Source organism: Acinetobacter colistiniresistens (assembly GCF_000413935.1).
Classification (GTDB): domain Bacteria; phylum Pseudomonadota; class Gammaproteobacteria; order Pseudomonadales; family Moraxellaceae; genus Acinetobacter; species Acinetobacter colistiniresistens.
Map to the genome: position 1 here is coordinate 628,529 of NZ_KE340379.1, position 25,650 is coordinate 654,178.

The 25,650-nt window shown below is 41.3% G+C and carries 22 protein-coding genes; 13 read left to right on the forward strand and 9 right to left on the reverse strand.

Annotated elements, in window-relative coordinates; translation table 11 throughout:
- Positions 1–124 precede the first annotated feature (124 nt).
- Positions 125–1,063 carry a serine O-acetyltransferase EpsC gene (epsC, locus tag F907_RS10540; RefSeq protein WP_016651964.1) on the reverse strand — a complete coding sequence of 313 codons (939 nt, stop codon included), beginning with the start codon at positions 1,061–1,063 and terminating at the stop codon, positions 125–127.
- 61 nt (positions 1,064–1,124) lie between these two features.
- Positions 1,125–1,634, reverse strand: coding sequence for a rhodanese-like domain-containing protein (locus tag F907_RS10535; protein WP_016651965.1), 510 nt, complete (start codon positions 1,632–1,634; stop codon positions 1,125–1,127).
- 407 nt (positions 1,635–2,041) lie between these two features.
- On the opposite strand from F907_RS10535, the gene tauA reads away from it, so the two are divergent.
- Genes tauA through tauD form a run of 4 tightly spaced genes read left to right on the forward strand, consistent with a single transcriptional unit; the run spans position 2,042 to position 5,623 of the window.
- Positions 2,042–3,082 carry a taurine ABC transporter substrate-binding protein gene (tauA, locus tag F907_RS10530; RefSeq protein ID WP_171068370.1) on the forward strand — a complete coding sequence of 347 codons (1,041 nt, stop codon included), beginning with the start codon at positions 2,042–2,044 and terminating at the stop codon, positions 3,080–3,082.
- A 9-nt stretch (positions 3,083–3,091) separates the two neighbouring features.
- Entirely contained in the window at positions 3,092–3,883 is a 792-nt protein-coding gene (locus tag F907_RS10525; RefSeq protein ID WP_016651967.1) for a taurine ABC transporter ATP-binding protein, read from the forward strand.
- Positions 3,880–4,761 carry a taurine ABC transporter permease TauC gene (gene tauC / locus F907_RS10520; protein WP_016651968.1) on the forward strand — a complete coding sequence of 294 codons (882 nt, stop codon included), beginning with the start codon at positions 3,880–3,882 and terminating at the stop codon, positions 4,759–4,761. The genes F907_RS10525 and tauC overlap by 4 nt, the downstream gene beginning before the upstream one ends.
- A 16-nt stretch (positions 4,762–4,777) precedes the next feature.
- On the forward strand, positions 4,778–5,623 hold the full coding sequence (gene tauD, locus F907_RS10515; protein ID WP_016651969.1) for a taurine dioxygenase: 846 nt from the start codon (positions 4,778–4,780) through the stop codon (positions 5,621–5,623).
- Between the two features lie 275 nt (positions 5,624–5,898).
- Here tauD and F907_RS10510 read toward each other — a convergent pair whose 3' ends face one another.
- Complete coding sequence (locus tag F907_RS10510; protein ID WP_016651970.1) at positions 5,899–6,999, reverse strand: AraC family transcriptional regulator; 1,101 nt, start codon at positions 6,997–6,999, stop codon at positions 5,899–5,901.
- A gap of 65 nt (positions 7,000–7,064) precedes the next feature.
- On the opposite strand from F907_RS10510, the gene F907_RS10505 reads away from it, so the two are divergent.
- The 3 genes from F907_RS10505 (at position 7,065) to F907_RS10495 (ending at position 11,592) form a co-directional block, all read left to right on the forward strand.
- On the forward strand, positions 7,065–8,816 hold the full coding sequence (locus F907_RS10505) for a neutral/alkaline non-lysosomal ceramidase N-terminal domain-containing protein (protein ID WP_016651971.1): 1,752 nt from the start codon (positions 7,065–7,067) through the stop codon (positions 8,814–8,816).
- Entirely contained in the window at positions 8,813–10,099 is a 1,287-nt protein-coding gene (locus F907_RS10500) for a D-arabinono-1,4-lactone oxidase (protein ID WP_016651972.1), read from the forward strand. Before F907_RS10505 ends, F907_RS10500 begins: the two co-directional genes overlap by 4 nt.
- A gap of 329 nt (positions 10,100–10,428) precedes the next feature.
- A complete protein-coding gene (locus tag F907_RS10495) occupies positions 10,429–11,592 on the forward strand; it encodes an alanine racemase (protein ID WP_016651973.1) in 1,164 nt (387 codons plus the stop codon).
- Positions 11,593–11,645: 53 nt separating this feature from the next.
- Here the strand turns inward: F907_RS10495 and F907_RS10490 are convergent, their stop codons facing one another.
- The 3 genes from F907_RS10490 to F907_RS10480 form a co-directional block, all read right to left on the reverse strand.
- Positions 11,646–12,008, reverse strand: coding sequence for a hypothetical protein (locus tag F907_RS10490; protein WP_016651974.1), 363 nt, complete (start codon positions 12,006–12,008; stop codon positions 11,646–11,648).
- A gap of 154 nt (positions 12,009–12,162) precedes the next feature.
- A complete protein-coding gene (locus F907_RS10485) occupies positions 12,163–13,404 on the reverse strand; it encodes an OmpP1/FadL family transporter (protein WP_016651975.1) in 1,242 nt (413 codons plus the stop codon).
- Positions 13,405–13,660: 256 nt separating this feature from the next.
- Positions 13,661–14,101 carry a universal stress protein gene (locus F907_RS10480; protein ID WP_005242829.1) on the reverse strand — a complete coding sequence of 147 codons (441 nt, stop codon included), beginning with the start codon at positions 14,099–14,101 and terminating at the stop codon, positions 13,661–13,663.
- A gap of 248 nt (positions 14,102–14,349) precedes the next feature.
- On the opposite strand from F907_RS10480, the gene F907_RS10475 reads away from it, so the two are divergent.
- Both F907_RS10475 and F907_RS10470 read left to right on the forward strand, forming a co-directional pair.
- On the forward strand, positions 14,350–14,640 hold the full coding sequence (locus F907_RS10475) for a hypothetical protein (protein ID WP_016651976.1): 291 nt from the start codon (positions 14,350–14,352) through the stop codon (positions 14,638–14,640).
- Between the two features lie 107 nt (positions 14,641–14,747).
- Positions 14,748–15,239, forward strand: coding sequence for a DUF2505 family protein (locus tag F907_RS10470; RefSeq protein WP_016651977.1), 492 nt, complete (start codon positions 14,748–14,750; stop codon positions 15,237–15,239).
- 43 nt (positions 15,240–15,282) lie between these two features.
- Here the strand turns inward: F907_RS10470 and F907_RS10465 are convergent, their stop codons facing one another.
- On the reverse strand, positions 15,283–15,486 hold the full coding sequence (locus tag F907_RS10465) for a hypothetical protein (protein ID WP_032861955.1): 204 nt from the start codon (positions 15,484–15,486) through the stop codon (positions 15,283–15,285).
- A 133-nt stretch (positions 15,487–15,619) separates the two neighbouring features.
- Here F907_RS10465 and def point away from each other — a divergent pair, with 133 nt between their 5' ends.
- From def to F907_RS10450, 3 genes are all read left to right on the forward strand, one after another.
- Positions 15,620–16,102, forward strand: a complete 483-nt coding sequence (def, locus tag F907_RS10460; protein WP_005273808.1) for a peptide deformylase — start codon at positions 15,620–15,622, stop codon at positions 16,100–16,102.
- A gap of 115 nt (positions 16,103–16,217) precedes the next feature.
- Positions 16,218–17,495 carry a glutaminase gene (locus F907_RS10455; protein ID WP_016651978.1) on the forward strand — a complete coding sequence of 426 codons (1,278 nt, stop codon included), beginning with the start codon at positions 16,218–16,220 and terminating at the stop codon, positions 17,493–17,495.
- A 173-nt stretch (positions 17,496–17,668) separates the two neighbouring features.
- Positions 17,669–18,142 (forward strand): hypothetical protein, encoded by a 474-nt coding sequence (locus F907_RS10450; protein WP_016651979.1) that lies wholly within the window; start codon positions 17,669–17,671, stop codon positions 18,140–18,142.
- A gap of 354 nt (positions 18,143–18,496) precedes the next feature.
- Here the strand turns inward: F907_RS10450 and F907_RS10445 are convergent, their stop codons facing one another.
- Both F907_RS10445 and metH read right to left on the reverse strand, forming a co-directional pair.
- Entirely contained in the window at positions 18,497–19,450 is a 954-nt protein-coding gene (locus F907_RS10445; protein ID WP_016651980.1) for a Shedu immune nuclease family protein, read from the reverse strand.
- A 205-nt stretch (positions 19,451–19,655) separates the two neighbouring features.
- Positions 19,656–23,342, reverse strand: a complete 3,687-nt coding sequence (gene metH / locus F907_RS10440) for a methionine synthase (RefSeq protein WP_016651981.1) — start codon at positions 23,340–23,342, stop codon at positions 19,656–19,658.
- A gap of 438 nt (positions 23,343–23,780) precedes the next feature.
- Here metH and F907_RS10435 point away from each other — a divergent pair, with 438 nt between their 5' ends.
- Positions 23,781–25,412, forward strand: a complete 1,632-nt coding sequence (locus tag F907_RS10435) for an inorganic phosphate transporter (RefSeq protein WP_032861958.1) — start codon at positions 23,781–23,783, stop codon at positions 25,410–25,412.
- Positions 25,413–25,650: the final 238 nt, after the last annotated feature.

The window sequence follows — 25,650 nt, forward strand, 5'->3', positions numbered from 1 at the left end:
ATTAATATGAGATAAATAATACTAAATTATGATTATATGACTCATAAGAATATATTTATAAATAATAAATATAAAACCTGAATAAGGTGATTTATTTGATGGAGTTTATATCAGCCTCACTTAATTAAACTTTACTGTTATGCAATGATTCACTGGGTGACTGTAAAATTTGGCTGCCTGCTGCAACGCTATGGGTGAGCCAGACATTGCCGCCAATAATTGACCCTTTACCAAGGGTGATGCAGCCTAAAATGGTTGCTCCTGCATAAATCACCACATGGTCTTCAACAATTGGGTGACGGGCATAATCTTTTTTCAAGGCACCATCCTCATTCAGTTCGAAGCGTTTTGCCCCGAGCGTCACCGCCTGATAGATGCGCACATATTCGCCAATCACTGAGGTTTCGCCAATCACCACACCTGTGCCATGATCGATAAAGAAGCCTTTACCAATTTGGGCACCTGGATGAATATCAATCCCTGTAGCGGAGTGTGCCAATTCAGCAATAATTCGTGAGAGCAGGGGGACGCTGTGATAGAGCTGATGTGCCACACGATGATGGATAATCGCTAAAATCCCCGGATAGCAGAGCAGGACTTCATCAACACTATGTGCGGCAGGATCACCTTCATAAGCTGCACAGACATCGGCATCCAACAAGCGACGGATATCAGGCAGGGTATTGGCAAAGTCTTGTACGATGGTCTGTGCCAAAGCAACTTGCTGTTCGTACAGCAGACGCTCATTACTTGAAACAGGGACTGGTTTGACTCGACTTTTGGCTTCGTAATTTAAAGCCAACTTGACCTGTGCAAACAGTTCATTCAAGACACGGTCAAGGGTATAGGCAATATAGTAATCCTCGGTTTCTTGGCGTAGATCGCTCGGCCCAAGTCGCATTGGAAATAAGATCCCACACAGATCATCTAAAATTGACTTCAGCGCATCCTTAGATGGGAGTTCACGTCCACCAAATTCCTTGATGCGATGTTGGCGCTCCCGCCATTCATGTCGTGCTTGCTGTAAGCCTTCGACAACAGGCTGTATTTTCCATTGGCTCACGAGAGTTCCTTGTAAAAACAGGGCTTAAATAAATCGTAAAGGACTGTTCAAGAAAGCAGCCCTAATCTTGCAACCAAGGCAATTGTTGGATGCGCCAGCCATTGCTTTGATTACGTTGTTGCTGTTCATTTAAATCACCTTCAAAGCCTTCCTGTACGTTATAGACCTGAGCAAAACCTGCACTAAACGCTGCTGCCGCTGCTAATGCCGAGCGTTTTCCACTGCGGCAGAGTAATAGAATGATTTGGTCTTTACCGACTTTGCTATCGAGTTCTTTTAGAAAACGCGGATTGCGGTTAAATGACGTTCCAGTTGCCCATGCCACATGGATACTCTCAGGCACATAACCGACAAATTTACGTTCTTCGTTGGTACGGACATCCACTAAAACTGCATGGCCCTGTTGAACAAGAAACCATGCTTCAGCAGGAGGAATGCTGCCTGTAAAATCAAGCTCATTTTCTTCTGCATAGTGTTGTGCACGTTGCAGGATGACTAGTGGATCGTTTGAAGAACCGTGAGAACTAAAGTTGGATTCCACAGCTTGAGCAGAATCAAATTGAGCGTTCATTTTTATAACCTTTATATATATCAGCGGGATGATGTTTTTTATCTTAGGACTGTTTTTATATTCAGGAAAATAAGCAAAATTTATTTATATATCTATTTTTGATCAATAATAGGATTTTATAAGCTGATTCATAATATGGTTTTTAACTGTATTATAAAATGAGTTTACTTATTTAGTTTAAATATAGCGTTATCAGGATTAAATATTTTACTTTTCAATTAAGTTGAATGATAAATATTTAAAAGGGTGATTTGGAAAATAAAATGCAAGAACAGTAAAAATATCAAAATTGATGATAAAAGCAGCAACAATTGTCTAAGCCTTATTCTTATCTTATAAAAGAATAAGCAACTCACTTTTTCTTATTTTTAATCATAAAGCCTCGCGCATACCATAAGTCTATATTGTTGAAAGATCATCTAATTATGGGCATCAAGAACACCAAGCCGTTAATTGTTACAGCGATCGTCCTTGTGGCGATTGTTGCTTTTATTGTCTATCAAAATCAAAAAGATGCTGCACCTGTTCAGTCTAAAAACAACAAGGCAGTGGTGATTGCCTATCAAACGGGTGTTGATCCAACCAAAGTGGCACAGGCCAATGGTGATTATGAGCGTGATAGCCAACAGGCAATTCAATGGCGTAAGTTTGATGCAGGATCAGATGTGGTCAATGCACTCGCTTCAGGTGATGTGGTGATTGGTAACATTGGTTCTAGCCCATTGGCAGCCGCAGCAAGTCGCGATTTACCGATTGAAGTATTTTTGGTGACAGCAAAATTGGGTGGTTCAGAAGCTTTGGTGGTGAGTAATAAATCTGGGATTCAAACGCCTCAAGATTTGATTGGTAAAACCATTGCCGTACCCTTCGTTTCAACCACGCATTACAGCTTATTGTCGGCACTCAAGCATTGGAATATTGCAGATAATCAAGTCAAGATCATCAATTTACGCCCACCGGAAATTACAGCCGCTTGGGAACGTGGTGATATCGATGCGACTTATGTTTGGGAACCTGCATTGAGCAAAGTCAAAGCCAGTGGTCATGTCTTAACAGACTCGAAACAAGTCGGCGAGTGGGGCGCACCCACCTATGATTTATGGGTGGTTCGTAAAGACTTTGCCGAGAAAAATCCAGAGTTCTTAAAAGCTTTTGTGCAAACCAGCTTAAAGCAGATTGAAAGCTATAACCAAGACCCAAAAGCATTTGAGCAAAATGCAGAAAACATCCAGAAAATTGCCCAATTGACGGGATCGGACAGCAAAGATATTCCATTACTTCTTTCAGGCAATACCTATCTGGATCGTCAGCAACAGCAAGCCACATTATCGGGTGAATTTGCCAAGAATATCTTTGATACCGCAACTTTCTTAAAGAGCCAAGGCAAGGTTGATCAAGTCAAACCTGATTATCAAGACAATGTCACGACCCACTTTCTACAGCCATAGGAGATCGAAATGAGTGTATTAGCTGCCGAGCATCTTCATTTAACTTTTCCAAAGCAGACTGTGCCTGTATTGCAAGATATCAATTTAACGATTGAAGAAGGGACGTTAACTGTGATTCTGGGTGAGTCGGGTTGTGGTAAAACGACATTGCTGAATATTTTGGCAGGTTTCCAAAAACCGAGTTCAGGTCAGATCAAACTGGATTATGAAGTGGTGACTGCTCCTGACGCACGTCGTGCGGTGGTGTTCCAAGATCATGCTTTATTGCCGTGGTTAAATGTCTCCGAAAATATCGGTTTTGCTTTGCAGCTTAAAGGTTTGAAAGCACAAGACATTCAACAGCAAGTCGATGCAATCCTGAAGATTGTCGGTTTAAGCCATGTCGCTCAAGCCAATATTTGGGAATTGTCGGGCGGTATGAAACAACGGGTCGGTATCGCACGTGCATTGGTGAGTCATGCAGCGTTTATTTTGTTGGATGAACCTTTTGCTGCGCTTGATGCCTTTACCCGTGAAACCATGCAACAGCTGGTACTAGATTTATGGATTGAACAAAATAAATCCTTTTTCCTGATCACGCATGATATTGAAGAGGCTTTGTTGCTGAGCAATCAATTGGTGCTGATGACGGCTCGTCCCGGCAAGATTGTCGAAACTTTAAAGCTAGATTTTGCAGAGCGTTATAAGCAGGGTGAATCGATTCGTACGATTAAATCCGATCCGAAATTTATCCAATTACGTGAGCAACTGTTTGAACGTTTACGTGTGCAGAAACAGGCAGGACATGAGGTGGCTGTATGACGGGTCAAGCAAAAAATACGGCCTATGAACTGGGTAAGGCAGAAGAACCTCAGCAGATCAACCAGTCACAGCCTGCCTCGGTTTTAAGTCCAATATGGGCTTTCGTGGTTCGGTATCGTAGTTTAGCGCTCAGTCTTTCTAGCGTACTCAGTGTCTTGGTGATCTGGTATCTGATTACGGCATTAAAAATTGTCCCAAGCCTATTCTTACCAAGCCCACAAGCGGTGTGGCAGAAGTTCCTTGAAGTCAGCCAGCAAGGTTTTATGAAAGCCACTTTATGGCAGCATTTGGCCGCGAGTATTTCACGTGTCTTGCTGGCTTTACTTGCCGCGATTGCCATTGGTGTGCCACTCGGTTTATGGATGGGCTTAAACAAGTGGGTGCGTGGGGTGCTTGATCCATTGGTTGAGTTATTGCGTCCAATTCCACCCTTGGCTTATTTGCCATTATTGGTGATCTGGTTCGGGATTGGTGAAACCACTAAAGTGCTTTTGATTTTCTTTTCGATCCTTGCACCTGTGATTATCAGCAGCACCCATGGCGTACTTAGCCATCAGCTCAATCGTGAGCGAGCGGCATTGTCTTTAGGCGCGAGCCAGTCACAAGTGTTTTGGCATGTAATTTTACCAACTGCTTTACCGCACATCTTGACGGGTATTCGTATTGGTTTAGGTGTGGGTTGGTCAACTTTGGTTGCTTCGGAATTGGTGGCAGCTGATCGTGGTATTGGTTTTATGGTGCAGTCAGCAGCCCAGTTTCTGATTACCGACACGGTTGTTCTCGGCATTATTGTGATTGCCATTGTTGCAGTTAGTTTTGAATTGTTTTTGCGTTGGTTACAGAAGCAATTATCTCCTTGGTATGGCCAACAGTTATAAGTGTGAGTAGTAGACGATGACCTTAAATATTGAAGTTATTAAACCAACAATCGGTGCAATTATTCACGATGTTGATTTAAATACGGCTGATGAAAATACTACGCAACAAATTCAACAAGCTTTGCTGGATCATCATGTGATCTTCTTCCGCAATCAGCAACTTGCACCTCAGGCACAAGCAGAGTTGGCGCGTGGTTTTGGTTCTTTGCATATTCATCCCATTTATCCATCCGTAGCAAATGTGCCTGAAATTATTGTATTGGATAGTTGGAAACAAGATTTGCGTGACAATGAACTTTGGCATACCGATGTCACTTTCAGCCAGAAACCACCGTTGGGTTGTGTCTTACAAGCCATCAAGATTCCACCTGTGGGCGGTGATACGCTCTGGTCAAGTGGGGCGGCGGCATTTGCAGCCTTGGATCAAGGTTTGCAGCAAAAGTTAAAAGGCTTAACCGCAACGCATGACATTCGTCAGTCTTTCCCGATTGAGCGTTTTGCGCATAATGATGTTGAGCGTCAAAAACTGGAAGAAACCTTTAAACGCAATCCTCCTGTTGTTCATCCTGTGGTGAGAACACATCCTGTGACAGGTCAGCCGATTTTGTTTGTAAGTGAAGGGTTTACCACGCGTATTAATGAGTTAGATGAGGCTGAAAGTGCTGAATTGCTGCAATATTTATTTGTACATGCAACCAATGAGCAGTTCCATTTGCGTTGGCAGTGGCAAGCGGGTGATGTGGCGATTTGGGATAATCGTTGCACGCAGCATAAGGCTTTATTTGATTATGGTGAGGCGCATCGGATTATGCATCGTGCCACGATTAACGGTGATGTGCCGTTTTATCAAGCAGCAAGTTAGAATTTAGTTTTAATTGTTTGTTTCGGTGGAATCTTTCAGAGATCTCATCTTATTTTAGATAAGCATCCGTTTTCTCTCTGATTTTTCAGGGATGAAAAGTAACAAAAATCCTTTGTTTGGCTGATGATACTTCCTTGTATCACAGCCAAACTGGCGGCATCCATGCCGCCGAGCGCGGTAGTGAATATTTGCGAGAATTTAAAATTACAAGAAAAAGCATTTACGGTTCGGTTTTATCTGCATTTGCGCTTGGAAATTTCTAGACCGTTTTATTCTTAGGCATTAAGTAAAATGCTCTCTTGTTTATAAACCGAAGGCGCTTGCCCAGTCCAGCGTTTAAAGGCACGTCGGAATTCACGTAATTCGCTAAAACCCAATTGCAGGCTAATTTCACTCATAGACAGGTTCTGTTCTAGGAGTTGTTTGGCTTTACGTTCTAACACATTTTGCCGAATTTGTTGGAAACTCAAACCTTCTGCCAATAATTGCCGTCTTAAATGCCGCTCGCTGAGGTGCAATTGTTCAGCAGCATGCTGCATCTCAAAACGTTCAGGTAAATGCTGTTCAATTAAATGATCAAGTAAATGGGCGTAACCGACTTGATTGAGCTGGTCGATTTCTTTTAAGGCCTGTTCACAGATGTGGATCGCAGTTGCATAGTTGGCAGGGCTGTAATTTTTTAAGCTGCGCTGCAATAGGCGACGACTAAAACGCATGATATTTTTATCACGGTTAAATTGGATTGGGCAGCCAAAAATATCGTTATATTGTGCTTGGTATTCGCTTGGAAAATAGCTGAGCTCAAGACTCACCACATCATCATGATCGCCTAGCATCGCATTTAAACAGGTGATGATGCTGCTAAATAATTCATCATAGAAAAAAGCTGTTAGTTCATTGCAGGGAGAGGATTCAGTCACTTCCAACTCGCAGAGATCACCTTGGATGGAAAAGTTGATATTCAAGACACTACCTGAAATACGATGGTAACGAAGTGCAATATCTAAGGCATCTGCAACGGTTTTGCAGGACTGCATGGCGAAACCGAGAATCCCCATTGAAATTAAACCTTCACTACTGCCAAGTTTTAAACCAAGGTCGGGTTGTTGGTAGGCGGCAATGGCCTGACGTATCACATCACATAGTTGAGGGAAGCGAACCACGCCTTGGGTTTGCTGTATTTGAGCAATATCTAAACCTGAATCCTGAAACCATGCAGCATACTCCCACTGCTGTTGCTCAGCATAGTGAATCAGACTGGCCAGAATAGTTGGTGGGATGTACTGCTGTGCTTCAGCGCTATTGATGAATTGTTTAGGCATAAGTCCGTTTTGCCCCCCAAAGAAAAGTGTCTTTAACCCTGTTGGGTATCGCATAATTTTGATTAACTTTCAACAGGCTTTAATACAGTTAGAAAAAGAATTGAGAAAGGGACGCGCCAATGTATCAAGCGGGCTGGGATAAACAGCAAATCAAAGTTACAGCAAAAGGCTATGCCATGTTTGGTTATGGGCAATGGTCGCATCGTGCCTATGAACAGCGTACGGCTTTATATGCCCGTAGTGTGAGCATCGTCGATTCATCCGATCATCGACTACTGCTTTGTTGTCTTGATTTAGGTTGTATTACCCATGCCATACGAAATCAAACAGTAACACGACTCACGCAGATCCTAGGTTCACAATTTGATGAAAATCAATTGGTGTTAATGGCGACCCATACCCACTCTGGGCCAGGTGGCTGCGGTTATGAAGCCTTATATAATCTGCCGACACCTGGTTTTGTGCCTGAGCATCTCAATGCAATTGTCGAGGCAATTGTACTGAGTATTCAAAATGCGATTGCATCGGAACAAGACACTGAGATTTTCTTGGGGACGCAGCATTTTCCAGAACCAATACCTGTCGCATGGAATCGCTCAATCAAAGCGTATAATCGTAACCCAGAGGTTCAGCCACGCACTGACACTGAAACGCATTTGGCTTTAAACCGTGAAATGCAATTGCTTGGTTTTTATCGTGAACAAAAATTGCAGTCCTTTATTTCATTATTTGGGGTACATGCGACTTGTTTGGGAAACTCCTTAAAAGCCTATGACGGTGATAACAAAGGTTATGCGGCTGCATTTTCTGAGAAGGCTTTAATTAAACAAGGAATTGAAAATCCAGTTACGATTTTTGCCCAAGCAACCGCTGGCGATGTATCGCCACATTTTCATGGTAAAGATCAGCTGAAGATTCGTAATCAAATTAAAGGTGAGCAGGAATATCATTACGCGCAACAAAATGGGCGTTATCAAAGTGAACTGGCTTTGAGTACCTTACAGCAGGATATTGCTAAAAATTTAGAAAAGGTTGAAGGCAAGGTCGATGCTGTTTTGTCCTATGTTGATCTGAGTAATATTGAGATTCCAGAGGTGTTCGTAGCAGGGCAAAAGCATGCAAAGACCAGCCAGCCCTGTCATGGCACTGCATTTTTTGCAGGCACACCTGTGGATGGTCTAGGTGCACCCAAACCTTTAATCATGGGGATGCAATTTTTAGCCGATCAATTTCGCAAACAAAAAAACAAGCATCCCAAAGCAGCAGACTTTGCAGACTATCAACAGCTGTATGCATCTCAAGGGCCGAAACAGATTTTACTGGAAGCAGGTGCCAAAAAGATTTTAGGTCAACCGATTGGTTTTCCGCCGAGTATGCTTGATCCGCTGATTGCCGAAATGAACCGACAAGTGAAAGCAGGGGCGATTCAGCAGAGTCCTTTAGTCCCAAGTGTGGTTCCCTTACAAATTGTGCGATTAGGTCAATTGGCTTTGATTTGCTGCCCAGGAGAATTTACGACTATTGCAGGGCAGCGTGTGGTTGATACGGTTAAACAGATGCTTGTTGCACAGGCTTCTTCGATTGAAAGAGTTTGGTTAGCATCGTACTGCAATGATTACATGGGCTATGTCACCACCTATGAAGAATACCAAGTGCAGGCGTATGAAGGTGGGCATACCTTATTTGGTCAATGGACATTGGCAGCCTGTCAGAGCAAGTTCCAAGGCTTAGCAGAACAGTTATTATTAGAAAAAGATAAACGTCATTACGATGAAATGACACGACCACCGCATATTCCTGTGCAGGAACTCGCAAAACGCACTAATCATGGCAATTTAAAAACTGCCGTTAGCCAAGGAGAGGCAGTATGAGTGATTTAACACAAGGCATTTGGTCAAACTGGTCTGGTTTTCAAAAATCTATGCCGCAACTGATTTTGCAACCTGCCAATATTCAAGAACTACAGTCGATTGTTCAGGCGCAGAAAAAAATACGGGTAGTCGGTGCTGGGCATTCTTTTACGCCGTTGGTGTGTACCGATGCAACCTTATTGTCTTTGGACCATATTGCGGGAATTGCATCGACTGATCTTAATCGATGTCAGAGCAGTATTTATGCGGGTACACGCTTATTTGACCTAGATCAGCATTTACAACAGCAATCCATCAATCAGGCTTTGATGAATCAAGGCGATATTGATCAGCAAAGTCTGGCGGGTGCGGTCTCTACAGGCACACATGGCACAGGTGCAGATTTGCATTGTATTTCGGCCTATGTTGAAGCATTTGAGTTATTGACGGCTTCGGGTGAAATCCTAAAATGTAGTCGCACAGAACATCCTGAAGTTTTTGCCGCAGGGCGAGTTTCTTTGGGGTGCTTAGGCATCTTGACCCAGATCACCATGCAAAATCGCCCACGCTATAAACTCAAAGAACACATTGAACTTTGTCCTGTAGAGGACATGATGCAACACATTCAGCAATGGAAACATCAGCATCGACATATTGAGTGCTTTGTGTTTTCCCATGAAAAGCAGTTGATGTTGAAAACCTTGGATGAGACGGATGAAGCTGTTTTGCCTCGTAAGGAAAATTTTCCATCAGATGATGCCTTACTGACTTTTTGTTCAGAGCTGACCAAAAATTTTCCTTCGTTGAATCCGTACTTACAGAAGCTACTCGGCATTTTTGTTAAACCAACCACTTATGTCGATTGGTCGAGCAAGATATTTCCAACACCGCGCAATACCAAGTTCAATGAAATGGAGTATCAGATCCCTGTTGATCGTGGAATTGAGTGTCTGGATGAAGTGTTGGATGCCTTAAGAACGTATAAAGTTGCGACCTTTTTTCCGCTCGAATTCCGTTTTGTTAAAGGCGATGATATCTGGCTCAGTCCTTTTTATCAGCAGGATTCCATTTCGATCTCGGTGCATCAATATCATAAGCAAGACCCGCGTTTGATTTTTGATGTGGTTGAGCCAATCTTGCAAAAATATCAGGGGCGTCCACATTGGGGTAAAATGCATCAAATGAACAAGACACAGCTTCGGGCTTTATATCCCAAGTGGGATGATTTTATGGCTTTGCGTCGGCAGCTTGATCCAGAAGCTAAGTTTTTAAATCCCTATTTGGAAAAGCTGTTTTTAGGTTAGTTTTGATATCAAAGCTTTCTCATTATTTTGATGCTCGAAAACCTCATCTGCAACTGTTTGAGGCAGGACTACATCCATTATATAAAGGTTCTGTGATTATTTTGATATGAGAGGGTAGTCGTCGAGTTTTGCAGGGAGCAGTGATGTAGCTGTACAAGGTGGTTTTCTCTTTCGAAGCTTTAAAGCTTCTCAGGTCGAGCCTGAGCAAACCAAAGCGAATAAAGCTTTGGTCATGCACAAGACGAAGTGGCTTATTTTGAAATAGGATGAGAATAAAACAGGACTCCGTGGAGTTAGCATATCCCTATTAGATAAAAGGATGGAAAGACATGTTGGATCATTATTTTAAACAACTCAATCTCGATCTAAAAAAACAGGGGATTGCGACTCCGCAACTCATCATCGATGCAGCGGCTTTAAAACAGAATATCCAGCATGTGCAAGTACGATTGTCTCATGCACCGCATTTAAAAGCGCGCTTGGTGGTGAAGTCATTAGCGAGCCTAGACTTACTCAAATTGTTATCTGAGCAGATTGATACACAGCGCTTTATGGTGTTTCATCAACCACATATCGTTTCAATCTTAGAAAATTTTGCTGAAGCCGATATCTTGTTGGGTAAGCCGATGCCCGCTCAAGCCGTACGTCACTTCTTTGAACAGCATCCAGAATGGTCGAATGCCAATATTCAGTGGCTGATTGATAGCAAGCAACGTTTACAGCAATACCTAGAGATTGCTCAGCTCTATTCGCTATGCTTGGATGTAAATATTGAGATTGATGTCGGTTTACATCGTGGTGGCGTGCAGTCGACAGCGCAAATGGTCGAAATATTAAAGTTGATTCAGCAGTATCCACAGTATTTAAAACTTTCTGGTTTGATGGGCTATGATGCGCATGTCAGCAAAATCCCAGCCATAATTAAAAAGCCTGAATTGGCTTATCAAAGCTCACAACAGACCTATGCCAGTTATCAGCAACTGATCCAAAAGCAATTCCCAACGTTGTGGCAAGAGGATTTGTGTTTTAATGGCGGAGGCAGTCCAACCTTTAGCTTTCATACGACTGAAAGTGTCTGCAATGATTTGTCTTTTGGTTCAATGCTGCTCAAACCGAGTGATTTTGACAGTGATTTTTTAAGAGCCTTGCAACCCGCCTTATGGATTGCTGCACCGGTATTAAAAATCCTGCCATTTACTCAACTGCCATCGATGTCATTATTGGATAAATTGCCACATAAGTGTAAGGCGCTGTTTATTTATGGTGGCTATTGGCTGGCTGATTATGTCTATCCTGACCAAGCGCATACCCATGCATTGTATGGTCGTAGTAGTAATCAGGAGTTGGTCAATGTGCCGAAGGATTGTGATATTCAAGTCGATGATTTTGTGTTTTTAAGACCGACACAAAGTGAAGCAATTATTCCTCAGTTTTCCAAGTTAAAGCTGTATAGCAAACATGCTTTTGAGACATGGCAAACGTTTAGTGAGTAACGGCATTGCGATTGCCAATAGCCGCCCTAAAAGTTTGTTAACGATTTTGAGCCTTAAAAGAAATCTGCCAAATGACAGCTTTTCGCTTCAGTCAGATTTTCAATGGAATCGACCAGTAAAACATTGGTATCTTTTTCGCTTTTATAGGCTGCAATCACTTCTGCATAAATGGGCTGTTTGAGTTTTGAGGCTTTGGAGATAAAACTTGATACCGCCTTTTCCTTAGACCAATCTGCATCTTTCAGCACATATTCATTTTCTACACTATCACATCGCGTCAAAGTGGCTTTTTTATCCTTTATGGTTAAGGTGCCAATAAAAATATCCATACTTTCTTGCGGTTCAGTTGAATTGGCAAAAGTAGTGAAAGGAAAAAGTAAGCTAAATATAAAAAAGACAAGGGACATTTTTTGCATTGGATTTTTGCTCGCGATTGAGTTCATTATCAGAATAATATTGCCGAGATTCTAATCTAACTGTTTTCTTCAAGCATAGGAAATCATGAAGTAGGAACAGGATTTGAAGCGAATCATGTTCCTACGTGGCTGAATAGCCGATTGAAATGATTTGCTAAAAACGATAGCCAATTTTTAGACCATAAGCGATGGCACTATTATTTTTAAAATCAGCCTGTTCTGCAATCGGTTTAATGCCAGGCACAGGGATGTAATAAGTACCATCTTCGGCAACGACATCGCCTAACCAGAAGTATTTAACTCCAGCTGCAATAAAGTAGTTCTGAGCAGGGTTGAATTGAACACCTAAGCCAAGCCCCCAAGAGCCTTTGGTTGGATTTAAGGTAGATGCAGGGTCGCCTGTACCTGAGTCCCAACTGACTTCCGTCGATGCACTCCATTTTTCAGTAAACTGATGCCCAAGTCCGACATTTACCGTCCATTGATCTTTTTGATAGCTGTCCAGATCAAAACCGCCTGTATAGCTTCCTTCGCTGATCAAGCCTGTTAGATATTCGGTCACTGCGCCAAATTGAGCGGGACGAATGTGAAAATCTTTCCAGTTGACCCAACGTAGATTGGTATAGAGTAGCGTGTCTTTATATACGCCTGTTTGAAAATCAATATTGACGGATTGTGGAGTGGAAATTCTGGTTTTACTTGCTGTGGTGACTTCCAAAGGTTGACCCAACATAGTTTCAGTTGCTTGCATATCATGGTCGATTTTAGAACGATAGGTCACCGCTGCTTTTAAGGCGATATCTGGAATTTGATAACCCAGACCGGCCAACCAACCGACCGCATGATTGGCTTTAAATTTGGCATCATAGCCATTAAAGGCTTCGCCGTATGAATTACCACGTAGTGCTACATCACCTTTGACAGATTGATAGACGGCACCACCATAGAGTTGAAAATTGCGAAAAGGACTCACACCCAAAATCATGCTGATGCTTTCGGTATCGACATTGACCGATGTCCCTTGTTGGGTAAACTGATTATCCGAAAAGGTATTATTCGATTGCATAGGATAAGTAATATTAGCACCAAACGGTTGATCGTAAAGCAGTCCAAAGCTAATTTGATTCGTTAGCTGTAGTTTGAGTGCGGCACTATAATATTGAAAACTATTGCCCATATTGCCTGAGTTAAGATTCTGAGGATCATTGACCAGTTCTGGGCGATTACGAATTTTCCCCGAAATACTTGGATCTACTGCAGTGGCATTGACCTCGACATAATTGCCATTTTCCAGAAAAGGGAGAATGGATTGTCCTGATTGATCCAGTGCTGCAGCGTGGTTTAATGTTGTGATACACATCCCACAGAGGGCAATCACCATTGGATTGAGTTTCATATTGATCATCCTTGCAATATTATGTCTTATTATTAAAAGTGTTCTTGATGAACAGTCATTTTTGAATGATAGCGAGCTGATTCCACACACTATTTTGATTTTAAAATGAATGTCCAGCTACAAGTGAAGCATCTTTTTAGATCATGGTATAGGGTTGTAAATGATCAACATGGGGGGCTAATCGGTCTGGTTGGGAGATTTCAGGCAATAAAAAACCCCGTATCGAGACACAGGGTTTTTCAGTTAAAGCAGGCGCTTATTGCTTAACGATCAGCACAGGAATATGTGATTCGGTTAAAACGGCACGTGCCACGCTACCAAGCAGTAAACGTTTTACTCCTGTACGGCCATGAGACCCCATCACAATCAAATCTGCACCGACTTCATCGGCCACAAAAATAATCCCTTCACTGGCTGAACCGTGATGAATCTTGGTATTAACTTCAATACCGTCACGGATAAAGGATTGGGAAATATCTTGTAGCTGGGTTTTGGCATGCGCTTCGGCTTGCATAAAATAATCTGTTACCGCAGGCGCAAACTGATAGAAATCCACACCCACAAAAGGATCAACGACAACGACACTCAAGATCGTGACTTTTGCCCCTGATAATTTTGCTAAAGACAGTGCATGTTCAACCGCTGCATAAGAAATTGGAGAATCGTCAACAGGGACTAATATATTCTGATATGACATTTTATATTGCTCCTTTATGGTTATAAAAAATAATAAAGCATAATATGTTGATAACATATTGAGTCCGCGTGAGCAAATCCGCAGTACCGGAAAATGTATGATAAAACTGAAAATAATCTAGAAAAACAGCGTATTCCCGCGCAAAATAGAGCGATCAGAAAATCACTGTATTTTTGTAATTTTGCTTAAGATTAACTTTAGATTGAACAATGAAATTTAAGCTTGATTTGAAACGATAAGGAAGGTTCGTGTTACTTAGTTTAGACGCATTTAAGCAACAAAAATTTGACCAGATGGCAGCCAAAATTATGGCAAATCCATCCTTTTATCTAGACTTTGAGTCCGTTTCAGACTTTTATAAAGCCACATGGTTAGATGAATTTCCACAAGGAACCACGTGGTCAGCAACAGGTTTGGATGATGGTGCGGAACAATTTTATGCGGTAATTGAATATGGCGACCATTATCTATATATCAGTCGCATGGAGCGGGTCACGGTTAAATTAGGTATCCGACATCATTACAATCAAAATAACTAATCCGAACAGTCATCTATTTTTGAGCACCCAGATTTTGAGATCTAAGTCTGGGTGCTATACTTTTGCGCAATGATGAAATCCTAATAAAACAAAATGGACATTTAAAAATGGCACATCAATTTACGGTGAATGAAACAATTCATGGTGTTTCAATTGAAGATTTTTCAAGACTGGTGGCGGATACTTCATTGCATGAAGCTGTATGCAAACGTATTCCGGGTGAAAACTTGGAAATTATTGAATCGAATATTAAGGGCGATATTTATACGCTACGCCGTGAATATAATCTGGATGTGAATATTCCAGAGGTCGCCAAAAAATTATTAAAAAATGCATTTCGTCTAAAACGTGCAGATATTACCCATTTGAAAAACTTAACCTCGACAGTTGAGCTTGGTGCAAATCTGCCTTTGGAAGCGAAGGGCGAACGTAGTGTGACTGGGGATAGTGAGAAAGTACATATCGCTTTAACGTGGACTGTTAAAGTCAAAGTCCCCTTGATTGGCGGGATGTTGGAAAAGCATGCCGAAGGGGAGATCCGTAAATTCAGTACGCTTGAAATCGAGATTGTTGCTGATGAGTTAAAGAAGCACCTTTAATTTTCCATCAATAGAAAACTCTCCAAGTGGAGAGTTTTTGTTTTTAGAAGCGCAGGAAATAGGGAATAATTGAAACAATCACACCAATGATACCAACCACGGTGTTGCTATCGATGAAGTAGGTAAAGAGCATCAGAACTAAACCACAGACCAAGGGCACGGTCATTTTCTGCTTTTTGCCATACATAAAATAGCCTAAGCCAATTGAGCTAAAGATCACACCAAGAAAGAGTTGCGTTGCATTCATTGTGGTTTGCCATCGGTTATTTTTATCGCGCATATATTATGACAAGATTCTTAAATGAAAATTATGGTAACGCGATAAAATATCCAATACGATATTATTCACTATTTGGTCAAAACAATTATAAGGGCGTGGGATGAGTGTAATTCTACCTGTAGCACAACGTGGTGAAGAAGTTCTAAAAATTAAAGCGGCAACGGTCGCGAACGGGGAATTTAACAGTGAATGGTTATTGCAATTGGCTTCTGCCATGCATGCGACCATGCTGGAGCGTAATGGTGTTGGGATTGCCGCACCACAGGTCTATATCTCGAAGCGATTGATTATTGTGGCATCGCGTCCCAATCCGCGTTATCCCGATGCGCCTGAAATGGATGCGGTGGTGATGGTCAATCCTGAAATTTTAGCGTTTTCTCAAGAGTCTTGTTTAGGTGAGGAAGGCTGTCTCAGTGTGCCAGATGAACGTGGGCAGGTAGAACGGGCACAAGCGGTCAAAGTTCGCTATTACACCTTACAGGGTGAAGTGATTGAAACCACTTTTGAGGGTTTTCCTGCGCGTATTGTTCAGCATGAGGTGGATCATTTGGATGGTATTTTATTTGTTGAGCGTTTGAGTTAGTTATGTTTGTAAGCTCATAAAATCATTACAAAAGCTATAATTTTTATATGATCAGTGATCTGTATTATAACTTTCATCTAAATTAAAACTTGAAACATTTAAAGGCTAGATGACCATGAAAACTCCACTTCCTGATTATTTGGCACATGTGATAGATGCCTGCGATATCGATAATAGTGGGCATCTCGCAGACTATATTCCTGAGTTAGCCAATGCCAATCCGAATCGACTGGCACTGGCCTTATCCACAGTTGATGGTGAGATTTATTCCATTGGGGATGATGAGATTGAATTCACCATTCAATCGATGTCTAAACCATTTACGTATGCCTACGTGCTACAACAGCTTGGTATAGACGCGGTATTAGAGAAAGTTGGAGTTGAACCTTCAGGCGAAGCCTTTAATGAAATTTCATTGGGTAAAGACCGCCGTCCTAAAAATCCGATGATTAATTCGGGTGCAATCACCACGCATTCATTAATACCAGCAAAAGAAGATGTATCAGGCGCAGAAATTTTACGTCGATTTATGAGTGAACTGGCAGGACGTGAACTGCAATTTGATAATGCGGTATATGAATCTGAGATGAAAACGGCTTATCGTAATCTCTCAATTGGTTATATGTTGCGAACCGTGGGGATTTTAGAATCTGATCCTGTCGATATTGTGAATGGTTATATTCGCCAATGCGCGATCTTGGTGACGGTCAAAGATCTGGTACGGATGGGCAGTGTTTTTGCCAATGGCGGGGTCGATCCTAAAACGGGTAAACGCTTATTGAATCGTGCCGTGGTACGCCAAGTTCTGAGTGTGATGATGAGCTGTGGGATGTACGATGCCGCGGGGGATTGGCTCACAACGGTGGGTATTCCTGCCAAAAGTGGTGTCGCAGGTGGAATCTTGGGCGTGTTGCCCGGGCAGGTCAGTATTGCTGCTTTTTCTCCTCGCCTCGATGAACATGGCAATAGTGTACGTGGCATTGATATCTTGGAACGGCTCTCTCGTGATATGGGCTTGCATTTGATGGAAGGCACACCTTCAGCTCAAACCATTGTGCAGAGTCATTATCGCACTGGTAAAGATGCTTCTTTAAGTGTGTATGTGCTTCGCGGTGTCTTGAAATTTACTGAAGCGGAAATGTTGTTACGGACCTTGCAATGTGAACCTGTCAATAAAAGTTCTATTGTGATTGATTTAACTCAGATTTCATTGATCCATGATGTCGGGAAACGGATGTTTTTGGAAGGCATTGATCGTTTGATTGATGATGGTCACACCTTGTTGTTGGTTGATCCTGAGCAGCGTTTGGATCATGCGCGAACGCATAAAGATCGGGTGTTGCATGTTTATCAGAATCTTGAAGATTTGATTGAGAAGCATAAAGAGCTGTAGAAGTAGAGAGCCTATATTGAAATGATATAGGTTCTAAATTAGTGCGATGTTTTTCCGATGTGAGGTTTAAACATCGTATTAAATAATATCGTTGGATGAATTGTCGCTTGTGGGGCGTATTTACTTCAAATTTTATTTATACTGAGCCGATTAGTTTTTGAAGAATATCTAGAATGAAAAATAAAATATTGGGTTTAGCATTGATGTGTCTGGTTTCACAGCCACTGTTTGCAGCTCCATTTGCTCAACCTGTCATTCAGGGTAAAACGTACAATAATTGGGAGGTGCCTATACTACGTTCATTGGGTAAACCGAAAAGTGTTGTTAAAGGAAAACCAGATGAATGTAACGGTGGCTATTTCCCAGATGAATATGATTATGGCAGTTTTAAACTTTTAGACACGGGTGTCATTAAAGAGGTTTATTTTAGTCAGAACAATGCGCTAGTATTTCATGGACAAAAGATTCGTAGTGGGATAGATCAAAAGAGTTTTATGCAACAATTCAAAAAATATGAATTGTGGACGGACGCTGAAAATAAGAATGTTGTTTATAGTGGGCTGGCTGAAAGTGGAAATGATTCAATAGAATTTGTTTTTAAAAATGGAAAACTTCTAAAATATAAGTTGTTCTTTGATGATTGTTAGTTTTGAGACTGAGTACATATGCTATTCGAGATAAAGATTTAGCTATTTGGGATTTATTATTCTTGAGCGGAATTTATGAGATGAAAACCTCCTATTTAACATAAAAAGATTTAGAAGCAATTCAAGATAGCGATGTGAATTTTGAGAGCGTTAGAGCTCATGGTTTTATCTACCGTTAAATTTTAATAGTGGATAATACACATGTAAAGCAGAATTATTATGTTGTTCACTAGAAACTCTACTTCTCTTTGGTGAGAAGAAATGATCATGAAAAGAGATCTTAGGTTGATTACCTTTGATCTCTTTTTAATTTGATATAGAGTTGAAAGTCTATAGATTATTATAAATATTTATTTATAAATTTTTTTGGCCGAGAATCCTCTTTGCCCTTTCTAATACATGATCAAAAGTTATGACACTTAGATTGTGATAACTTGAATTTAATATTCTAAATGCTTTGATTTGATCTTTATTCCAATCATTAGAGCGACCATAGATTAAAGTACACCTAGGTTTAATTGTTTTAATATGTTCAGTGCGCTCTAAAAATTTTACACTATTTGATTCTTGCTCTATCTCATGTATGTACGTTAATGATTGAGTAATAGCTTTGATCAAGTCACTATGAGGAATATAGTTTCCATGGTCTAATTGTGATTGCCAAAATTTTAAATTTCCATCAGGGCGTTTTATTTCTACAATATCAATAAAACCATCATAGCTTTGCATCAAAAAGTCAGAAATATTTCTAGTATCTATTGATCGTTCATCTATTGTTTTAACAAAGTCACTACCTAAAACCCAGCTATTATTTTCAAACCATTTTTGCCATACATTTTCAGTTTCATCGTACTCTAGTAGTTGGTTGAACTCATCTATAGCTTTTAATCTGTTTGTATAGCTAATGCTAAGTTCTAAATCATGACGATCAATTTGATTTTCAATTAAAATTTCTATTAAGTCGGAAATCTCAATATTATTAATTAGTTGCTGGATTTTTACTTTTGCTTGGGTGTTTATATCATTAGGTATTGGTATATATTCTTTTTCACCAATTTTAAAGTGTTCGTAATGAGCTTGTAAAAAATTCATTAAATTAGTCATTTCTTCATGATCTAATGTTAACTCACTCTTTGGAGTTTCATTTTCTAATGATTGGGAATCTAAGAAAAATTTAGGCTTTTTGTATCTTCCTAATTTTAAATGAATTTCATTGCAATCACTTCTCTCAACTTTCCAAAAAATTGCTCGTGTAATAACAGTTTGTTTATCTCGTAGAATAGTCAATTTCTTATCAGACAGGCTCATTATTTATAATTAAATTTACTAAGATATTTATAATTTATATTCAAAAGAAGCTAAATAACTACTATTGTTCAAAATTATTTAATCCCTCCAAACCTCCCTTTGAAAAGGGAGGAGCTGTCACGTAATTCATTTGATACGCAAAAGTTCCCCTCTTTTTTAAAGAGGTGAGAAGCGCTGCTTCGTAAAGGGAGATTAAAATTCTAACTTAAGCAATCGAATCATCTAAATTCGGCGCTAACCAACGCTTCGCTTCATCCAGGGTCCAGCCTTTACGCTTTGCATAATCTTCAAGCTGATCTTGAGAAATCTTGCCTACATTAAAGTATTCACTTTCAGGATGCGAATAATAGAAACCACTGACAGACGAAGGTGGCATCATCGCAAAATGTTCAGTCAACTTGGTGCCGATCTTCGCTTCTGAACCTAACCAGTCAAATAACACCGCTTTTTCAGAATGCTCTGGGCAAGCAGGGTAACCTGGTGCAGGACGAATACCGACATACTTCTCTTTAATCAATTCTTCGTTGCCCAAAGTCTCATCAGCTTTATAGCCCCAGAATTCTTTGCGGATACGCTCATGCAAATGCTCGGCAAATGCTTCGGCAAAACGATCAGCCAAAGACTGAACCAAAATTGCAGAGTAATCATCACCTTTAGCTTTATATTCATTTGCCAATTCTTCAGCGCCAAAGATCGACACAGTGAAACCACCGAGGTAATCGGTATTGTCTTTAGAAGTACTAATAAAGTCCGCTAAAGATAAGTTCGGTTTGCCTGTCACTTTGTCAGATTGCTGGCGAATATGCTCAAAAGTATGCGTCACTTTTTGACCAGCTTCATCAAACACGCTGACTGTATCCGCAGCTGTACGTTGTGCAGGGTATAGACCAAACACCGCACGCGCATCAAAACGACGATTCTCGATAATGTCTTTCAACATTTCTTGCGCTTGGTTATACAAATCAGTAGCTGCTTCACCAACGACTTCATCTGTCAGGATTTTCGGGAATTTACCCGCTAAGCTCCAAGAGATAAAGAATGGGGTCCAGTCAAAATATTCAACCAAGGTTGCCAATGGATAATTGGTAATGACTTGCGTGCCTAAACTATTTGGAATCGGAGGTACATAGTTGTCATCTACCTTGAAACCATTTTCAATCGATTCGGCATAGCTGAGTTTGGCTGCTTTCGGTTGCTTATTGGCTAAGCGCTCACGGATCTTGGCATATTCAGCACGATGTTCTGCTATAAAATTGCCACGCATTTCTTTTGATAATAGGGTAGTTGCAACACCAACTGCACGCGAAGCATCAGCCACATAGATCACTGCATCATTTTGATACTGTGGATCGATCTTCACTGCGGTATGTGCTTTCGATGTGGTTGCACCACCAATCAACAGTGGAATGTCAAAGCCTTTACGTTGCATTTCTTTGGCAACAAACACCATTTCATCCAAAGATGGGGTGATTAAACCAGACAAACCGATGATGTCGCATTTCTCATCAATCGCAGTTTGCAGGATTTTTTCCGCAGGAACCATCACGCCAAGGTCAACGATGTCATAACCGTTACAACCCAAGACCACGCCCACGATATTTTTACCAATATCATGTACGTCACCTTTTACAGTTGCCATCAACACTTTACCTTTCGACTGGCTACCTGTTTTTTCAGCTTCGATGTACGGGTTCAGCCATGCCACGGCTTGTTTCATCACACGTGCAGATTTCACGACTTGCGGCAGGAACATTTTACCTGAACCAAACAGGTCACCAACTACGTTCATACCATCCATCAATGCGCCTTCAATCACATCGAGTGGGCGTTTGGCTTTTAAACGGGCTTCTTCGGTATCTTCATCGATATACGTGGTGATGCCTTTGACTAAAGCATATTCAAGACGTTTTTCTACCGATTCATTGCGCCATTCAAGGTTTTCCGCTTCACGTTGTGCGCCAGTATGACCACGGAATTTTTCTGCCACTTCAAGCAGCTTCTCTGTCGCATTTTGGCCAGACTCACCTTGGTTCTGATTCAGAACCACATCTTCAACCGCATCTTTCAGTTCTTTGGGAATATCATCGTAAATCGCCATTTGACCAGCGTTCACGATCCCCATGGTCATGCCTTGTTTAATGGCATGGTAAAGGAATACCGAGTGAATCGCTTCACGCACGGGCTCATTACCACGGAAAGAGAACGATACGTTAGAGACACCGCCTGAGATCATGGCATGCGGCAAGTTTTGTTTGATCCAACCTGTAGCCTCAATAAAGTCGACGCCATAGTTGTTATGTTCTTCAATCCCTGTTGCCACTGCAAATACGTTCGGGTCAAAAATAATATCTTCAGCAGGGAAGCCGACATCATTGACTAAAACATCATAAGAACGTTTACAGATTTCACGTTTCCGTGCAGCGGTATCAGCCTGACCAGTTTCATCAAAGGCCATGACAATAATCGCAGCACCGTATTGACGACATAAACGTGCTTTTTCGACAAACTCGTCATAGCCTTCTTTTAAGGAAATTGAGTTGACGACTGGTTTACCCTGAACGCATTTTAAGCCCGCTTCAATGATTTCCCATTTCGATGAGTCAATCATGATCGGCACACGAGAGATATCTGGTTCAGATGCGACGAGGTTGAGGAAGTGCACCATCGCATTTTGCGAATCGAGCATGCCTTCATCCATGTTGATGTCGATGATCTGTGCGCCAGCTTCAACCTGTTGCTGAGCCACTTCTAAAGCTTCGGCAAAGTTCTCTTCACGGATTAAACGTAGGAATTTTTTTGAACCCGTCACGTTGGTACGTTCACCAACATTCACGAATAGTGAATTTTCATCAATGTTAAATGGTTCTAAACCACTTAAACGGCAGGCAGGAACAGTTTCAGGCACTTGGCGTGGCTGAATGTCTTTGACTGCATTGTAAATGGCACGAATATGGTCAGGTGTGGTACCACAGCAACCGCCCGTGATATTGATCAAACCACTTTCAGCAAATTCTTTAATGAATGCTGCCGTTTGTTCAGGCGTTTCATCATATTCACCGAAGGCATTCGGTAAACCCGCATTAGGATGGGCAGAAATAAAGGTATCTGCAACATCAGAAATCGTTTTCACATGTGGACGCATGGCATCTGCACCCAAGGCACAGTTAAAACCAATCGAGAGTAAATCGCCATGACGCACCGAGTTCCAGAACGCTTCTGCGGTTTGGCCTGTTAAGGTACGACCTGATGCATCGGTAATGGTGCCTGAAATCATCAACGGCAGTTCATGACCAATTTGCTTGAATACCTCTTTCACCGCAAAGATTGCAGCTTTACAGTTCAAGGTGTCGAATACAGTTTCGATCAAGAGAATGTCAGCACCGCCTTCAATCAGGGCATGGGCAGCTTCAATGTAATTTTCTTTGAGTTCATCAAAAGTAATATTACGGAAAGCTGGATCATTGACATTCGGTGAAATTGAACAGGTACGTGAGGTCGGGCCGAGTACACCTGCCACAAAACGTGGTTTTTCTGGGGTTGAGTATTTGTCACATGCTGCACGCGCTAAACGTGCCGCTTCACGGTTGATCTCTGGAACAAGATCTTCCATGTGATAATCCGACATTGAAACACGGGTGCCGTTAAAGCTGTTGGTTTCAATAATGTCTGCGCCTGCATCCAAGTAGGCTTCGTGGATGCCTTGAATAATTTTTGGCTGTGTTAATACCAATAAGTCGTTATTGCCTTTTAGGTCTGATGCCCAATCTGCAAAACGTTCACCACGATAATCTTCTTCTTCTAATTTATGGCGTTGAATCATGGTTCCCATTGCGCCATCAATAATCAGGATACGTTGGGCAAGAAGTGATTGTAGGGTGGTAAGCGTGGACATTCAGGAACCCCAGTAGCTGATGAAGATAAAAAGCAGGGGCATTGTAACAGAAGCTACGCCAAAGCGCGTATTTTCAGCAGTCAGCAAGATGATTCCATTAGTTCATTCATGAAATGTCATAAAAGCTTCACGAAGTTGTCATAATTGAATTGGATAATGCTTAAAAAGAAAACAGGTTGTTCGAAATGTGACAATTCGATGTCATATTTCGTAGCATTTGTTGCAAAATCAGACAAACAGTTCTTATGGTGTTTTTATTTTTATAATGTATTGTTTTTTATTAACTAAAATATAATATAGGGCAGATTTACTGTAAGAAAATACAAAAAAATGTGAGGAAAACATGAAATTTTGGCTTTATGTGACAGTCCTTTGTCATATAATTGTCATAATTTAATTAAACAATACAGGGGATTTTATTATCCCCTAACCGTCTACATGAATTCTAATCTTCCTCCTGTTTCGGATTCACCGCTTGCCAGCTCTCAGGCAAAATCGACGAATGTACATGTACCAACACCGAAATTTTTTATGCCGGTGTTCCTGACAATTATTGTTGCAACACTGATTTATATCGGTTTTCAGCTCAGCGCTGATTTGGCATATGTACCGCCTTTAAGTTTATATTCAGTTATTCTTTTATCGACGGCACTTTTCATTGCTTTAGGCTTTGAATTTGTAAATGGTTTTCACGATACGGCAAACGCTGTAGCGACGGTTATTTATACCAATGCATTACCTGCTCCAGCAGCAGTGATGTGGGCTGGTTTCTGTAACTTCCTTGGAGTTATGGTGGCAAGTGGCGCAGTTGCGTACGGTATTATTGCATTACTTCCTGTAGAAATGATCATGAATGTCGGCAGCGGCGCTGGCTTCGCGATGGTTTTTGCATTGTTAATCGCAGCAATTCTCTGGAATCTGGGTACGTGGTTCTTAGGAATTCCTGCATCAAGTTCACACACTTTAATCGGTTCGATTTTAGGTGTGGGTATCATGAACCATTTCTTGAATGCTTCAGTTGGTGCGACCAGCAGTGGTATTGATATGGATCAGGTGATTAAAGTTGGTAAGGCGCTATTATTCTCTCCATTGATTGGTTTTGCATTTGCAGCCATCTTATTCTTATTGGTGAAGAAAGTCTTTAAACGCCAAATGGAGCTGTTTCAGCCGCCTGAAGGCAATAAGCCACCACCACCACTCATTCGCGCCATCCTGATTTTCACCTGTACGGGTGTAAGTTTTGCCCATGGTTCAAACGATGGTCAAAAAGGTATGGGCCTGATCATGTTGATCTTGATCGGTTTGGTGCCATTGGCTTATTCGTTAAATAAAAATTTAGATGCCCAGCAATTACAGTCTTTTGAACAGCTTTCTGCACAGACAGCAACCGTGTTGAATGTTAACCAAAATGAGCTGACGGATGAAAAGGCACGTGATGTATTAACCAAATATATCCAAACCAAAGAACAAACAGATGAAGTTGTACCTGCACTTGCAAGCATGACTGCACACTTGGGTAACCGTGTTGCCGGTTATGGCGATCTTAAGGCGATTCCTGAAGCAGTTGTCAGTGAAATGCGTAACGACATGTATTTAAGTACCACGACGTTCAAGCGTTTAGATAAAGCAGAAGCTTTACCAGAAATGGATAAAGACCAAGCGAAAGTGGTCAAAGAATACCGTAGTAGCTTGGATTCATTCCTTCAATACATTCCGAACTGGGTGAAAGTCGCAGTTGCATTGGCATTGGGTCTTGGTACCATGGTGGGTTGGAAGCGTATTGTGGTGACTGTTGGTGAGCGTATTGGTAAGAACCACATGACTTACGGTCAGGGGATGTCGGCTGAGCTTGTCGCGATGAGTACCATTGCAGCAGCAGATGGCTTAGGTATGCCTGTATCAACGACACATGTATTAAACAGTGCGGTTGCGGGTACTATGGTTGCGAATAAATCAGGCTTGAATTTCGCAACGGTGAAAACCATCCTTTCAGCGTGGATCTTTACTTTGCCAGCGACGATTGCTTTATCGGGCGGCTTATACTGGTTATTCTTACAGTTCGTTTCATAATGCTAATAAATTGTTGCGTTTAAGACGGAATTTAAAAGCTTTGCTTCGGCAAAGCTTTTTTTATGCCTGTTATCGGGGTTTCTTTAAGATTGGCTGGTTTTGGGTATCAGTTGGTCTTTCGAAATAGGTAAGCGTATGCTGCCCTGAATAGCTGAATAGCTGAATAGCTGAATAGCTGAATAGCTGAATAGCTGAATAGCTGAATAGCTGAATAGCTGAATAGCTGAATAGCTGAATA